Annotated in this window: 11 protein-coding genes and 4 tRNA genes; 5 read left to right on the top strand and 10 right to left on the bottom strand. The window is 34.4% G+C overall.

The genetic code is table 11. The features are described 5' to 3' along the window. Positions 1-289: 289 nt before the first annotated feature. The gene (locus KS419_RS02005; protein WP_217064407.1) at positions 290-1,504 is read right to left on the bottom strand and encodes an ROK family protein; all 1,215 of its coding nucleotides are present in this window, start codon (positions 1,502-1,504) and stop codon (positions 290-292) included. Positions 1,505-2,281: 777 nt separating this feature from the next. Between KS419_RS02005 and KS419_RS02000 the strand changes: the two genes are divergently transcribed. From KS419_RS02000 to KS419_RS01990, 3 genes are all read left to right on the top strand, one after another. Beyond that, positions 2,282-2,917 carry a tyrosine-type recombinase/integrase gene (locus KS419_RS02000; protein WP_217064406.1) on the top strand — a complete coding sequence of 212 codons (636 nt, stop codon included), beginning with the start codon at positions 2,282-2,284 and terminating at the stop codon, positions 2,915-2,917. 61 nt (positions 2,918-2,978) lie between these two features. Beyond that, entirely contained in the window at positions 2,979-3,149 is a 171-nt protein-coding gene (locus KS419_RS25605; protein ID WP_380087555.1) for a tyrosine-type recombinase/integrase, read from the top strand. Then, positions 3,146-4,288, top strand: coding sequence for an IS91 family transposase (locus KS419_RS01990; protein WP_217064405.1), 1,143 nt, complete (start codon positions 3,146-3,148; stop codon positions 4,286-4,288). The genes KS419_RS25605 and KS419_RS01990 overlap by 4 nt, the downstream gene beginning before the upstream one ends. 465 nt (positions 4,289-4,753) lie before the next feature. Here the strand turns inward: KS419_RS01990 and KS419_RS01985 are convergent, their stop codons facing one another. From KS419_RS01985 to KS419_RS01975, 3 genes are all read right to left on the bottom strand, one after another. After that, positions 4,754-5,143, bottom strand: coding sequence for a hypothetical protein (locus KS419_RS01985; RefSeq protein WP_217064404.1), 390 nt, complete (start codon positions 5,141-5,143; stop codon positions 4,754-4,756). A 374-nt stretch (positions 5,144-5,517) separates the two neighbouring features. Continuing rightward, positions 5,518-6,330 (bottom strand): helix-turn-helix domain-containing protein, encoded by an 813-nt coding sequence (locus KS419_RS01980; RefSeq protein ID WP_246593607.1) that lies wholly within the window; start codon positions 6,328-6,330, stop codon positions 5,518-5,520. Between the two features lie 786 nt (positions 6,331-7,116). After that, a complete protein-coding gene (locus KS419_RS01975; RefSeq protein WP_217064402.1) occupies positions 7,117-7,656 on the bottom strand; it encodes a hypothetical protein in 540 nt (179 codons plus the stop codon). Between the two features lie 552 nt (positions 7,657-8,208). Between KS419_RS01975 and KS419_RS25430 the strand changes: the two genes are divergently transcribed. Further along, positions 8,209-8,370, top strand: coding sequence for a DUF771 domain-containing protein (locus KS419_RS25430; protein WP_343215015.1), 162 nt, complete (start codon positions 8,209-8,211; stop codon positions 8,368-8,370). A 69-nt stretch (positions 8,371-8,439) separates the two neighbouring features. Further along, on the top strand, positions 8,440-9,255 hold the full coding sequence (locus KS419_RS25425) for a tyrosine-type recombinase/integrase (RefSeq protein WP_217064401.1): 816 nt from the start codon (positions 8,440-8,442) through the stop codon (positions 9,253-9,255). A gap of 280 nt (positions 9,256-9,535) precedes the next feature. Here the strand turns inward: KS419_RS25425 and KS419_RS01960 are convergent, their stop codons facing one another. The 6 genes from KS419_RS01960 to KS419_RS01935 all read right to left on the bottom strand — a co-directional run bounded on the left by KS419_RS01960 (position 9,536) and on the right by KS419_RS01935 (position 13,783). Then, complete coding sequence (locus KS419_RS01960) at positions 9,536-11,809, bottom strand: S8 family peptidase (RefSeq protein WP_217064400.1); 2,274 nt, start codon at positions 11,807-11,809, stop codon at positions 9,536-9,538. 17 nt (positions 11,810-11,826) lie between these two features. Next, positions 11,827-12,942: an ATP-binding protein gene (locus tag KS419_RS01955; RefSeq protein WP_217064399.1), complete on the bottom strand. Its 1,116-nt coding sequence runs from the start codon at positions 12,940-12,942 to the stop codon at positions 11,827-11,829. A 442-nt stretch (positions 12,943-13,384) separates the two neighbouring features. Then, a tRNA-Leu gene (locus KS419_RS01950) sits at positions 13,385-13,471 on the bottom strand. A 32-nt stretch (positions 13,472-13,503) separates the two neighbouring features. Then, a tRNA-Leu gene (locus tag KS419_RS01945) sits at positions 13,504-13,592 on the bottom strand. Between the two features lie 36 nt (positions 13,593-13,628). Further along, a tRNA-Cys gene (locus tag KS419_RS01940) sits at positions 13,629-13,703 on the bottom strand. A gap of 5 nt (positions 13,704-13,708) precedes the next feature. Continuing rightward, positions 13,709-13,783 (bottom strand) — tRNA-Gly (locus KS419_RS01935). Positions 13,784-13,803 lie beyond the last annotated feature (20 nt).

Raw genomic sequence — 13,803 nt, 5'->3', positions numbered from 1 at the left:
TTAAAAGTCTAGCATTTGTTATTCTTCAAATGAGAGACTTCTAGTCAACATTCGCTTAGGTTACAACGTTATATGTGATATACTGTCCATTTTGCGGATACATGAGGTGTATGATGAAAACATGAATTCAAAGTACAATAAAATAATAGAGTAGCTATGTTAAATTAGTCATCATAGATGCAGTAAGTAGTGTAATGTAGTCGGAAATAGGCTTATGTAAGTAACTCGGAGGCCAAAGCTAATTGCGATTCTCACGAAGTCCATTAACCTTGACCTGCAAGTTTATTAGTTACTCAAGAAAGGCAGTCGGATTATCTAAGAAGTTATCTGCGGCAATCGCAGCTGCTCCATAAAGAGGTGGATCATTCTTAAACATGCTCATTTGAATAGTCAAGTTTTCATAAACGCTTGGGAGTAATCTCGATGAAATTGTTTCATCTATTTTTTTCAAGAGGTAGTCTCCTCCCCTAGTCATTTTGTCGCTTATGACAATAAGCTCAGGATTGTATACGTTTACAATATTGATTATCCCGTAGCCTAAGTAGGTACCAATTCTATCTATTACTTCGATAGCTAATGGGTCTCCATTATCAAGTGCCTTAAAAATCAATTCTGTGGTTAATTTATCTGTACTGTTTAACATACTATCAGGGTATATGGAAAGCTTTGAGGTAACGTCCTCTTTTAAGGCAAAGGTAGAACAGTACTTTTCAAGGCAGCCATAATTTCCGCAGCTACAATGTCTGCCATTATAATCAATACTCATGTGGCCCACTTCTCCAGCAATTCCTTGAGTACCGGTAAAGAGGCGACCTTGATCAATGATACCTGCTCCAACCCCTTCACCAACTAATAAGTACACCATAACATCAATGTCTTGTTTCGTTTCTCCAAACCACCATTCTGCAAGGGCTGCAGCATTGGCGTCATGTTCTAAAAATACTGGTATAGAAAATTCATCCTTTAGTTCTTGTTTTAAATCAACTTCTTCCCAACCAGGTAGTTCAGTAATTAATCCAATTTTTTCATTGTTCTTAAGAAATGGTCCTGGTAGTGCAACACCAATTGCAGCGACGTTGGCGTATCGCTTTAAAAAAGAGTGAACCATGTTTTTCATTTCTAGTAATATTTCAGCAGACCCGTTCATCATCGAAATCTTTTTTGTTTCTACCTCAAACTCATAACCTGATAAATCATATAAGCCTACAGAAAAATATCTTCTTGATAATTTAACGCCAAGGAACTTATACAGATCCGTATTTATTTGGATGCCGATTGACCTTCTTCCTTTTTTTCCCTCGACAATTCCAACTTCCTTAACAATATCGAATTCAATTAAGCTGGCAACAATTTTAGTAATGGAAGCTTGTTTAAGTCCAGTGTCACTAGCTAACTTAGCTCTAGTACATACTCCATATTTTCTAATTAACTTTAAGATGATGGAGCGGTTCATTTTCTGAACATCTTCAAAATTAACCCCTTTGTCTTTTTTTAGTCTATTCATTGGTCTACTCCCTAAAATCTATCGTTTTTTTATTAATTAAGTTTATCAATTAACTCGGTTAATCAAATAATACTGCTAATCTTTTATAAAGTCAACAATATTTTGACTTTTCGAATATATTTGATAATTTTGTGTTAAATCTTTACTTTAAGCACGTTCAGGGGACGAACCGATGCTTCACAACACCTCGACAAAGTAAAAGTCCAACTAAGCAATGAAAATCGCGTAGTTGAACTTTTGTGTGTAGAAAAATTACGATTATCCTTTTCATTAACCCGACAATAAAACTAAAAGCGCGCTACCATTATTTTAGTGCGTACTAACTCACTTGTCGTGTTATATAATTCAATCTAAAATATAGTGGCAAGCTCATTCTTAGACTTCTACCCTATACATAATAGTGGCTTATACTGCTCTTGAATTTCTTATTCATCTTACCAGCAAGTTAAAGTGAATTTTCCTACTGGGCGTGCCCCACCCCTTGCTGTTAATCATACAGGGACGGAGGGATGAGAAGAACGAAATCGCTCTGCGATGGCTAAAACCCCACCTAAATTTGTTCAGTAAAAATACAAAAAAAGTATGCCTCTTTTATGGTATTGTTTAATCGCCAAAGAAAACAAACCAAAACAAAGAAAGGCATACTTTTTATTATGATCATTATAACATGTACACAAAAGAATATGCTTTTCCATTTTTTTTATGCTTCTCGTGCTCCTCCTTCAATAGTTGGTACTTTGTTTACTAGATCAAATACAACTTACCGGAGGTTATTTTATGGAGCACTATGAACGAAAAATTGAATTGTTCTTCGAACTTAAAGGCACACCAGAATCCTCAAGGAAATCCTATAGACGAAGAATGCATTCCTTTTTGAAATATATACAAGAAAAAGACATAACCATCGAGGAAGTTACAGATGAAGACGCCCAACAATACATCCTACACCTGAAAAACGTTAGAGGTCTCTCTCCTGGTACAATTAATAATTACATTTCCTCTGTTAGGTTTTTCTACACCTATGTACTCGATAGAGAGTGGAATTCTAGAAAAGTCCCAAGGATGAGAAGACCGGTAAAATTCCCTGTCATCCCCCCTAGAGAAGACATACTCAAAATGTTGGATGAGACGACTAATCTAAAACACAAAGCTTTTTTTGTTCTAATTTATGGCAGTGGTTTACGTGTAAGTGAAGTAGCGAAACTAAAAATCAAGGATATTTGTAGTAGAACGATGCGAATCCGTGTGGAAAAAGCAAAACATAACACGAATAGATATACCATTTTATCAGAGACAGCTCTTCAAATACTTCGTTTGTATTTTAAGAGCTACTTTGCCAATATACCCTATACAAAAGAGGATTGGTTATTCCCTGGTCAAGATAAAAAAGATCTATTAGTATTAAAACAATAAAGAACACGTTGATAAGGTTAGGAAAAGGTTAAATCTTGATGAGAATATTTCAGCACACACCTTGAGGCATTGTTTCTCAACCCATTCTCTAGAGAATGGTGTTGATCCTGTCTTCATCTCACAGATGCTTGGTCATAAAAGTATCAAAACAACATTAACTTATCTGCACATGACTTCAAAAAGTTTAATGGGTATTAAAAGCCCTCTAGATTCGGATGAATTCAAGCTATGATTACTATACAAGACTTGTTTCAAGCATCTTATCCGAAATATAAAGAGACCTTTCGATCATCTTTCCAGCAGGATAAAGCAGCTAATGACATAGTAAAGTGCAGAACATCCGCTTTAGGTACTTATTCCTATGAGTGTGAAGAATGTGATCATATCCTTGTAAGAAATTATTCTTGCCGAAATCGACACTGCCCGATGTGTCAGGGAATTAATAAAGAGGTTTGGGTGGATCAGCGCAAAAAAGATATCCTAAATGCCCCTTATTTCCATGTGGTTTTTACGATGCCTGAACAACTAAAGATGGTTATTTATCATAATCAAGAATTACTCTACGATTTGATGTTTAAAGCGGTGGCTGAAACATTATCGGAACTCTCCGCTGATGAAAAGTATTTAGGAGCGCAAATTGGTTTCCTTTCTGTGTTACATACTTGGGGACAGAATTTGCATTATCACCCGCACATTCACACGATTGTTTTGGCGGGTGGGATAAACAAATTAAATCAGTGGCGCAACACCAGTAAAAAATTCTTTATTCCAGTAAAGGTATTATCAAAAAAATTTCGCGGTAAATTCCTATACTATCTAAAGCAGTTCTACAAACGGGAACTACTAAGTTTTTATGGCGATGCCATCTATTATAAAAATCCAAAAGAGTTTCAAAAATTATTAGATACGTGCTACTCCTTGGATTGGTACAGTTACACAAAAAGAACCTTTTCGGGGCCACTGGCAGTCATGGAGTACCTTGCCCGCTATACCCATCGTATTGCCATCTCGAATCAAAGGATTTTATTGGCGGACATGGATACAGTAACTTTTAGCGTGAGAGATTATAAAGACAATAATAGTCAAAAGAAAGTTACCATGAAATCCGTAGAATTTGTTCGACGTTTTCTAATGCATGTTCTCCCGAAGGGATTTGTAAAACTAAGGTACTACGGGATTTTAGCTAATCGAACCAAAGCGACTAAGCTATCATTATGTAGATCATTAACAGGAAGCCCTTTATATGAATCTATCTTTGAAGGCTTAAATTATATTGAGATTTTGTCCATTATAGTAGGTAAAGACCTTAGTCTGTGTCCGAACTGTAAAAAGTCCCATTTAAAGTCAAGTTTATCAGGAGACTCCTCATAAACAGACTGAACAGAATAGATATTAAAAAAAGCCCCTTCAATGGGGAGGGGGGAACTATGCCTAAAAACGTTACTTTTTAGATAGACGAATTCATCCAGAGATTAAAAAAAGCATCAAATAACAATTATAAGGATCTACCAAAAGATTGAAACCCCATAGTGCAGTGGATGAGCGACTTCCTTCTTCTGGGGCAATCAAAAATTTTGCGTATAAGGTTTATGTATAGGAATAGATAGAGGCACAACGAGCAGATAAAATCCGCTCGTTGTGCCTTCTTTCGCGCAAAACTTCCGATTGTCCCCTTCTGGAACCGTCCCCTTGCTTCAAATCCATCTCCAGAAAAAACACATATCTTCCTTTTCATGATTTAAATTCTTTCTCTTTCTAAAAGTGGTACCTGCTCCCCAGTACCCTTACTATAGTTACTGTCAACACTCAAAAAAAAAGGAAAGAAAACCGACACTACTACTCTATTTTTAGATTTATGCCATTTTTAAGAATATGGATATGCGCGTTAGTTCGAGTTTTTTTATTATGGCATGCCAAAATTGCTTCAAGTTCCGTCATCAACTTTTTACTGTTTTCCGAATCTCTAGAAAGTTTAATAAACCATGTTTTCAACTCTTTTTCAGTGTCTACTCCAGTTTTACTCCTCCCTCTGTTATATCTAGAAGTATTCATATCCTTATATCCGATATATTTGCTTGGTCCAAATAAATTGATTTGAGGTATAAAATACCAGTGCTTAAATTGTGAGAGTTGTGAAATGACATCGAGTTCCTCACTTAAATCTGAATTGAATTGCTTTATATTTTGTACTACCTCATCTAGAGATGTTACTAATTCATAATCCATATTACTCCCCCCCTAATTTCTAATTGAAATCCCTTCCCTTAATAATCCTTTAAGCTCCACAATGTTTAAAACATTTTCCGGTTTCTCATTCAACTAACCATCGACCTCCCCGATTAAATTACTTCAACATCCTTCCTCATCCAATAATAATCCTGATTAACAAAAGACCAAAGTTCCATATTTTACTATAATTTAATTTTATCTTATTTCAGATAACTTTTACTACCTTTAGGAAAAGGTGCCTGACCCCCAGTCCGGTGAATTACTAAAGCATCCTCAAACTCCTTTTCAGAAAGAATGTGCATAATTCTCCTCCTCATAAAATTTATTAAATTAAAACACTTTAGAATCGAGAGCAACAATGTTAATTCTGTTTATCCATTGGCATCTTTCCTTTCGTTAATTTTTTTACTCAGTTCTTTATTTTCTTTTGCAAGTTCAAGTAGAGCTTTATAAAGTTTCAATGTAATGTTTGGGGTTAACTTCTCTTGTTCCATTTCTTGTGAAAAATAAGTAAGAATATTTTCAGTAGCTTCTTTAGGTGGTTGGTTTAAATATCTATCAATATCACCTTTAATGAATGGCATATTCTTTAAGTTTTCTAATTTAACTTGATCAAATACAATGGAGAGTGGTGTTATTTCATTTGTTTCATCCTGGTAAGGTAAGTACCCTGCTCTCCTAAAAAAATGAGGGATGTTTGAAACTGGCTCTATCCAATCCAAACTATGCGTGGGTAATTTTGGGAAAAAAGTTTTCGTAATGATTTCTCTTATATCATCTTCCTCTGTTGTAATTAAATTAAAAATATCATGATGGGTGAGTAAATGCGAGGCATCAAATTTTATATCGTTTTCATATATATCCATACAAACAATAGCAACTAATATTGGAGTCCCTTTTTCCAACTTGACGCCGATTTGAGATTCATATAAAAAACGAGCAATTTCATTTGATGGAATCATCCAATTACGCCATTTCTTTACTCCTTTCAGTTTTCCTTCCCTCACGTACTGTCTAATTGTAACTAGAGACTTTCCCAGTATCTTTGCAACTTCATCCAATGTGTAAAGGTCTTGAAGTTCTATTTGAGGGGTTAACTTATTAGGTACTAAAAGACTAATATTACAATCCTTAGAAAATTCACTGTCTATCCTTTCAATAATCTCCTCTTGGGACTTTGTCATTTCCAATTGAAACACTCCTTCATAACTTTATTAACCATCACTTATAATCACTTATGATAACTTATGTATAATTTACAATGTTAATTGTGTATTGTCAACAATTTTCTTAAAATTAAAATATATAACCTAAAAGGGTATACCGTGTCCCACTCCCGATATCCCCGCTACATATAGAAAAACCGAGCAAACCGCCCGGTCATTTTTCTGGTAGATAAAATTACTACAACCTTTAAGCAATACAAAACTCCGACATTAAACTGTTTAATAACTATTATTGTAATTTAGTCTAAATACCAACAATATCCGTTACTATAGTTAGAAACGACTAGGATTTTTTCGTTTATCTATTATTAAAACTACTATGCCACGTTTCTACGGTGCATTAGTAGTTTTCGGGCATTTTAATCATTTATTTAGATTTAGTTAATTTTATATGGGGTTTTAATTTCTGTAATAGCTTGAGAGCAAATACTTCCGTCGGTTTTCAATAACGCATTATGCAAGTATCACTATCAGGAGAAAAGGTGCCTGACCCCTAGTGTCGTAATAGATTACTGTACCCGGGGCAGGTACTTTAATCAGCAGAATTAAAGGGGAATGGTTAACCTATTTCCAGAATACTTCATATCTTACTTCTCACTCATTTTAAAATATATAGCCAAAATACGATTTAAATTTTTCATATTTTGATTCATTAAACTTTTACTGTTCAACTAATACTAATCCGTTTATAATTCCTATCAGGAAATTTAATTGTTTTTTTTGCTAAAGCTTTTAGTCTAGTAATCAATTTTTTATAAAGTTAATTATTTCTACTAAGTCCCCTGCAGATGAACCAGCGAAATCAAAGTGGGTCTGTTTGGTACAGAGTTCATTCAATAATTGTTTAAACGGTAACAACGATACTCCTTCTAATCGAATATATTCTAGTTCTTTTGGATCTTTAACATTCCCGTGTACAAAAACATAGCGCCAGGTACTGTTTGGAAAAAATTGTCCTCTTATACGCTGTTTCTTTTGGGCAGTATACTTATTTTCTACCCACTGTTTGACACAAGTTGAGATTTGTTCATCTGTTCTTAATTTTGCACTAGAACTTGATTTGACTCCTAACTCAGTTACTAATTCACTTGTAAGCCTACTAATATAGGTTACGGGACGAATGCCTACTTGAACTTCGCAATGAACACAATCCCAATTGCTCTGTCCAAGGTTTTTTATAGCCAAAATGTCAACCTCATCAATCTTATCTTTAACTCCTCTTATAGTAAAATAACCATTCCGATTAAACCATTCCTCCACCAAAGTTTCAGCTTGAAGTGCCATTTGATGTCCCCCATCCTTTCATATTTACACTAATTCTACCTCTTTAACACATACTTTGTCCCCTACCCCCTCACTAATTTTCCAAGATAATCTTTATTTATTACTATTAAAGTAGATATTTTAAGTGTATTTTCACTAAGCTATTGTAATAATTAATTTGGTTGAAAATACCACTTTTTGTAACCTTCGAAATTTCATACTCCCTGCCGATAAGGCATAGTATCCGCTGATAATTAAATACCAACCACATGTGGCGATTGTTATAAATCTATTTTCAAAAGCATTTTTTTGCTTTAAAAATACAACTTATCACCTAAGAAGGAGTGACATCAATGCTAGATTATACAACAAAAAAATAGTAAAAATTATTTCTTTGTGGATCCATGCGATATTAAAAGAGGGCAAAAACTATCTGTTAATTTAGATATTCCTTTCCCACCTTATTCTGTGCTTATAAAAAATAGAGCTACAAGAACTTCAACAATTAAAATTATCTGTGTCTATTGATCTATGAAAGATCTTGAAAAAAAAGTGAATAGAAAATCAGATTAGATAAAAGGGAATATCCTCTATCGAACTATATTTAAGGAAATCCTTGATTCAGAAAATGGTGGATTTGTTTTCTATCCAAAATCTAAAGGGCAGACATGGTCATTTCATGCTGCAAAAATGGCAAAATTTTTGGATGAGAATTTTGAACGAATTTTTCCTTAACGTACAAGTGTTAAGTAATCAGCCGTTTTATCTTTTAATAAACTTTATAATTATCAGCCAAGCATTATCGTGCGAGATGAGTATTTTGAAAACTGGTTTAAACTATACAAAACAAACCTAAGTACCACCACGTTGCTTCATTACGACATTACATTGAAAGAAATTCGAGCACATTTTGGAAACAAGCCCTCGCAGAGAATTAAGAGACATGACTACCAACAGTTTTTAAATCAATTTGGAGCAAATAAATCACGAGAAACAGTAGAGAAGGTGAATACACACATCCGTGCACTGGTACAAGATGCTGTAGAGGAACAAATCCTCCTACATGATTTTACGAGGAAAGCGAAGTTATCAGAGACAATACCTGCGAAAAAGGCAGAAGAAAAGCACTTAGATTTTTTAGAAGCCAGACAATTAAAAAAAGCAGCTAAAATGCAATTAGATCAAGGCTTAGGGTACTATTTAATCTATTTAGCTTTGGCCACTGGGGCTCGTTTTTCCGAATTAGTCGCACTGACAAGAACGGACTTCGACTTCGACAACTGCACCATAAGGATCGATAAAACTTGGGGTTACATGAAACGGTCACCTGAAGGATTTGATCCCACAAAGAACGAGAAAACCAACCGTATAATTAGAATTGGCGAAAAAACAATGGCTATCTTTAGAAGATTGTTTGATACTTCACCACCAAATATATATAATTTAGTTTTTTTCAGCGAGGATTCCAAATACAAAGTTATTAGTAACACTGGGGCAAATAAGCTACTACAAAAAACATTAACTGAATTAGGAATTGAGCCAATTACAATGCATGGGCTGCGTCATACCCATGCTAGTATTATGTTGTTTAAAGGTATATCTATTTATTATGTGAGTTAACGTCTGAGGCATAAAGATATCGATACTACACATAAATTTCTATGCCCACATTGTCAAAGAATTACGTGAAGAAGATGAGCAAAAGACCGTTGATATTTTTGAGGATATGTAAGCTCTGAGCCTATATGTCACTTTAGAAATGTAATACAGTGATATCCTAAGATAACTGCCCTTTTCATTTATTAAGAAACTTCAAATGAGAAATTTACTGCGACTAAAAGCAATATAGTATAGATATAATGAACTACAATCTATCCCCTACTTTAAAATCCAAATTGTATTAAACCCTTATTAAAACTTCATTCCTAGACCTTATTGAAATTGGTTGTAATACCTTATATTCATTTAAAATATCTTCGTAAAGATTACCTTGGTATTTAGGTGCATGGATAGTAACTACTGCAGAATAATCCATTCTTTCAAAACTACTCCCATTTCTCCCCATCCCATGTAAAAGTAGGAATGGCTGTTCAAGAGAGGTGTTGCGCATGACCTTCCAATTTTTAACAACCGTGTCCCATTTTAATTCAACTCTTTTTTCCGTTTCGTTCTGATATTTGATAGGAGAACTCGAGACGGGTTGTCCACTTAATTGCCATCCTTCTTTTATCAAATCATTTATCAGCTCAGAATCATTATCAATATGAACAGTTTTTGTTTTCTTCCCATTTTTTAAAGAATACTTTTTATGATGTGGATAGAAAGTATGCTCTATTGCCGATTCGGTATAATCTTCAGCATGTAACATATTTGCTTTAGAAAGAGTCGCTATTGTCCATGAAATGTAAATATCGCCTTTAAGTTTAGAATTTAGTGGCAAAGGAATAGACAATTTTGCAATTCCAGTAGGATTAATTGATGCCGAATATACAATTGTCACTTTATTTTCATCGCAATTTAATATTTCATCAACAGATTGATCCAAAACACCATATCCTAGATCATTGTCAACGTTATTAGGGTTAGTTGCTGCATGGATTAGTAAAGCTCTCGACGATAATGCATTAAATTGTTTACACCTTCCTAAGAGCTCTGCTGCTTTCCCAGCAATATAAGGGGATGAAAAACTTGTCCCCGCTGATAATTCTTTCCCTTTGTGATTTAAGCTTAGTAAATGAATTGGAAATTTATCATCCCCTCCAAATGCAACTAGATCTGGTTTTACTTTACACCCTTCTCTTCCAGCACCGATACAGCTATAAAATGCTCTTTTTTTACCCATGTTACTATAATCGTAAGTAAAAGAACCAACCCCTAATCCATTAACAAGATCTGCTGGAGCCTGTATCCTATTTAATGGAGCAGGTTTATGCCCATCATTTCCAACTGCAACTACAAATAACTTTCTGTAATTCCAAGCCAAAGTATCTAAAGCATATGTGAATCTACTAATCTCATCATCTATTATTGGACCTATAGGGCCAAATGACAGGTTGTAGACATCGATATCATTTCGTTCAGGTACAATTTTTTCAATTAGATCAATAGCTTCATATAAATCAAAATCTCTTGGATCACTTTTCGGCAGAACTCTAAAACTTTCTACAACTACAACCGGATCACTTAATTGTGAAAATGATTCATATTTATTTAAATCTCCATATAATACTACACCTGCTACTTGGGTGCCATGTTGGATTCCACTAGGATGAGGTATAGAAGGTACCGACTCATTCTCTTTAACATATTTGGATAAATAGGGGTTAGACTCATCAACCCCTCCATCAAATACACCTACCTTAATCGGAGAAGTGTATTCCCCTTTTGGGGGTATTAAACTCAATTCATCAGTTTGAAAGCTTCTTAGTTCTGGAAACAAGTTCACTTTTAAAGGATGAACCGTTCTTAAAGGGTTAAAATCCGATATATTATCAATTACTTGCCTCTTAACCAAGGCACTGATAAAAATTGGACCATCATGATATTCCTTAATCTTTATTTTTTCTGGTAAAACATTATTTTCAATTAAAAGTGCTTTAAATTTTTCTATAACTTTATCACTTTTTTCACCAAATGGGTGTAAAACAAATTCAACAGTTCCTTCTTCCCATTGATCCTCAAATCCTTGCATAACCTCATCTGATTTTAATAACGATAAATTCTCAAGTTTCCTTATATCATTTTTAAAACTTTTGGTTAAAATGGCTTCTTCTTTACTTAGAGCATCTTCAAGTGCATCTAAACTACTAGAATTTACCTTAACAAAATGCATCTTACTTATTACTGTTGTTTCTTCTAATGGTTTTATCCATCGACGTGATCCAACATTTTCAAATTTAGACTCTCTAAAAAGTGAATTGGGAGTGTATGACTTTGCTAAAAACTTCTCATTCAGTCGAACTGTGACAATAATTTCATCTATTTTCTTTTCACGTGGTATCTGTGAAATATCACGCTTAAGTTCTATAATGTTTTTTTTCACTCTAGCTTTTGCTTCGGAGTAGGTTCTTGGAAATACAGTCGGACCATTTCCGAAATTCTTTTGCGCTGGTTCAATTAGATTTTCTCCATAACCAAGAATTGGTAAGTATTTAGGGTTTTTCTTATTCTCCATTAATGTATCACTCCTATCTATTTATCGCTTTTCAAATGGTGATTTACAGTTGACGTACTTATACCTAGAATTCTTGCTATATTTGATTGTGTTATCTTTGTCCCATATATTTGCTTTAATTGTTTAGCTAACAACTTATTAAATTCACCGTTTTTACCTTGGAACCTGTCTTTTACCTCTTTAATTAAAACAATATTTGGGTCACTTTCATCAATTACCACTTGCCTTAATATTTTTTCACAGATTTGTTTGATATCAGAAGGACTAATGTCATTAACAAACTCGTTTATTAACTCAATTATTTTGTTGTCAATTTTAATGCTGAAGCTTTCTTTATTTAAATACACATCCCACAACTGTTGTCTTACAGTATTATTTGGTAGAGGAACTTCCAATTTAATATCGAATCTCCTCCAAATTGCCTTATCAAGATAATCAGGAAAGTTTGTTGCTGCGATAATTATTGATTGTGCTGGCCAGTCCTCGAGTTCCTTTAATAATACATTTACAATTCTTTTCAGTTCCCCTAAATCAGAAGGATCATCTCTCTTTTTAGCAACTGCATCAAATTCATCTAATAGTAAAATTGATTGAGACGACTTGGCATAATCCAATACCCTCTTTAAATTTTGACCTGTTTTACCTAAGTAACTAGAAATAGTAGCAGATAAATCGAGCGTAATAAGTGGCTTTCCTAACCCATGTGAAAGGTATTTAGCTATCATGGTCTTTCCTACTCCTGGTGGGCCATAAAGTAAAATACTATTAGGTGGACTAATTCCCATGGATATAAGTTTTTTTGCATTTTCTCGCTCTCTCGTAAATCGTCTGATAACTTCAAATATATCGTTATCTAAAATCAAATTCTCATCATAACTGTCTATTTTTTCAACCTTAGCCAGTGATAAGAATGATTCATTATCTGTAGGTGGAGGGGTTACTCCCATTGATCTGGTTAAAGGAGCACCCGCACTGTATGTAGTTAAAATTTCTGCAATTTCATTAGAAATGTTAGGGTAATTTTTCTTTATTTTTCTAATAATCATATGAGCTGCTAATTCTACAGATCTTTTATCACCTAATAATGAATCTCTAATTAGCCCTGGAATTGCATTCAATACCTTCTCCGACATTCGATAACACCTCTTCTATTATCATAATCGAATAATTATATGGTTAATACCATATAAGTAAACATTTTAGTTATATTCGATATAACCAATTATATATCACAATCGAATTTTTTAAAATAAAAACCTAAAATTTTCCTACAAATAAACTAGTATCATTATTATTTCCTTGATTACATTGTAAAACAAACCATTGTTAATTAAGCAATATTGAGCTGGAGATTCTGGTAACACTTTCAATTAAATTGACTATGAAAAGAACAAATAAAATGTCCCAAGCACAGAATCATTTCCGCTATTTCTCTGTGTAAAATTTGTGTAAAACGAATTCAAATCCTACCTTTTTCGGTTCTTTTTTTCTAAAAAACAAAAAAACTCAGGAACGTTGATCTATCAACATTTCTGAGTTTATAATCTGTTTTAAACTTAACCTAACTTTATGTAATGGTACCGGTGGTCGGGGTCGAACCGACACTCCCGTGAAGGAACGGGATTTTGAGTCCCGCGCGTCTGCCAATTCCGCCACACCGGCTTAATTATTGCATTTGACAGTTTATATAAAAATGGTGCCGAGGGCCGGACTTGAACCGGCACGGTAGTCACCTACCGCAGGATTTTAAGTCCTGTGTGTCTGCCAATTCCACCACCCCGGCAGGACTTATAGAGATATTAGTTTGTCAATTAATTCGTGGAGGCGGCAACCGGATTCGAACCGGTGAATAAAGGTTTTGCAGACCTTGGCCTTACCACTTGGCTATGCCGCCACTTTTGGAGCGGAAGACGGGATTCGAACCCGCGACCCCCACCTTGGCAAGGTGGTGTTCTACCACTGAACTACTTCCGCAAAATGGCTGGGCTAGCAGG

It is taken from the genome of Evansella tamaricis (assembly GCF_019042215.1).
In the GTDB taxonomy this organism is placed as follows: Bacteria; Bacillota; Bacilli; order Bacillales; family Salisediminibacteriaceae; genus Evansella; species Evansella tamaricis.
This window is presented reverse-complemented; position numbering and strand designations above follow the sequence as displayed.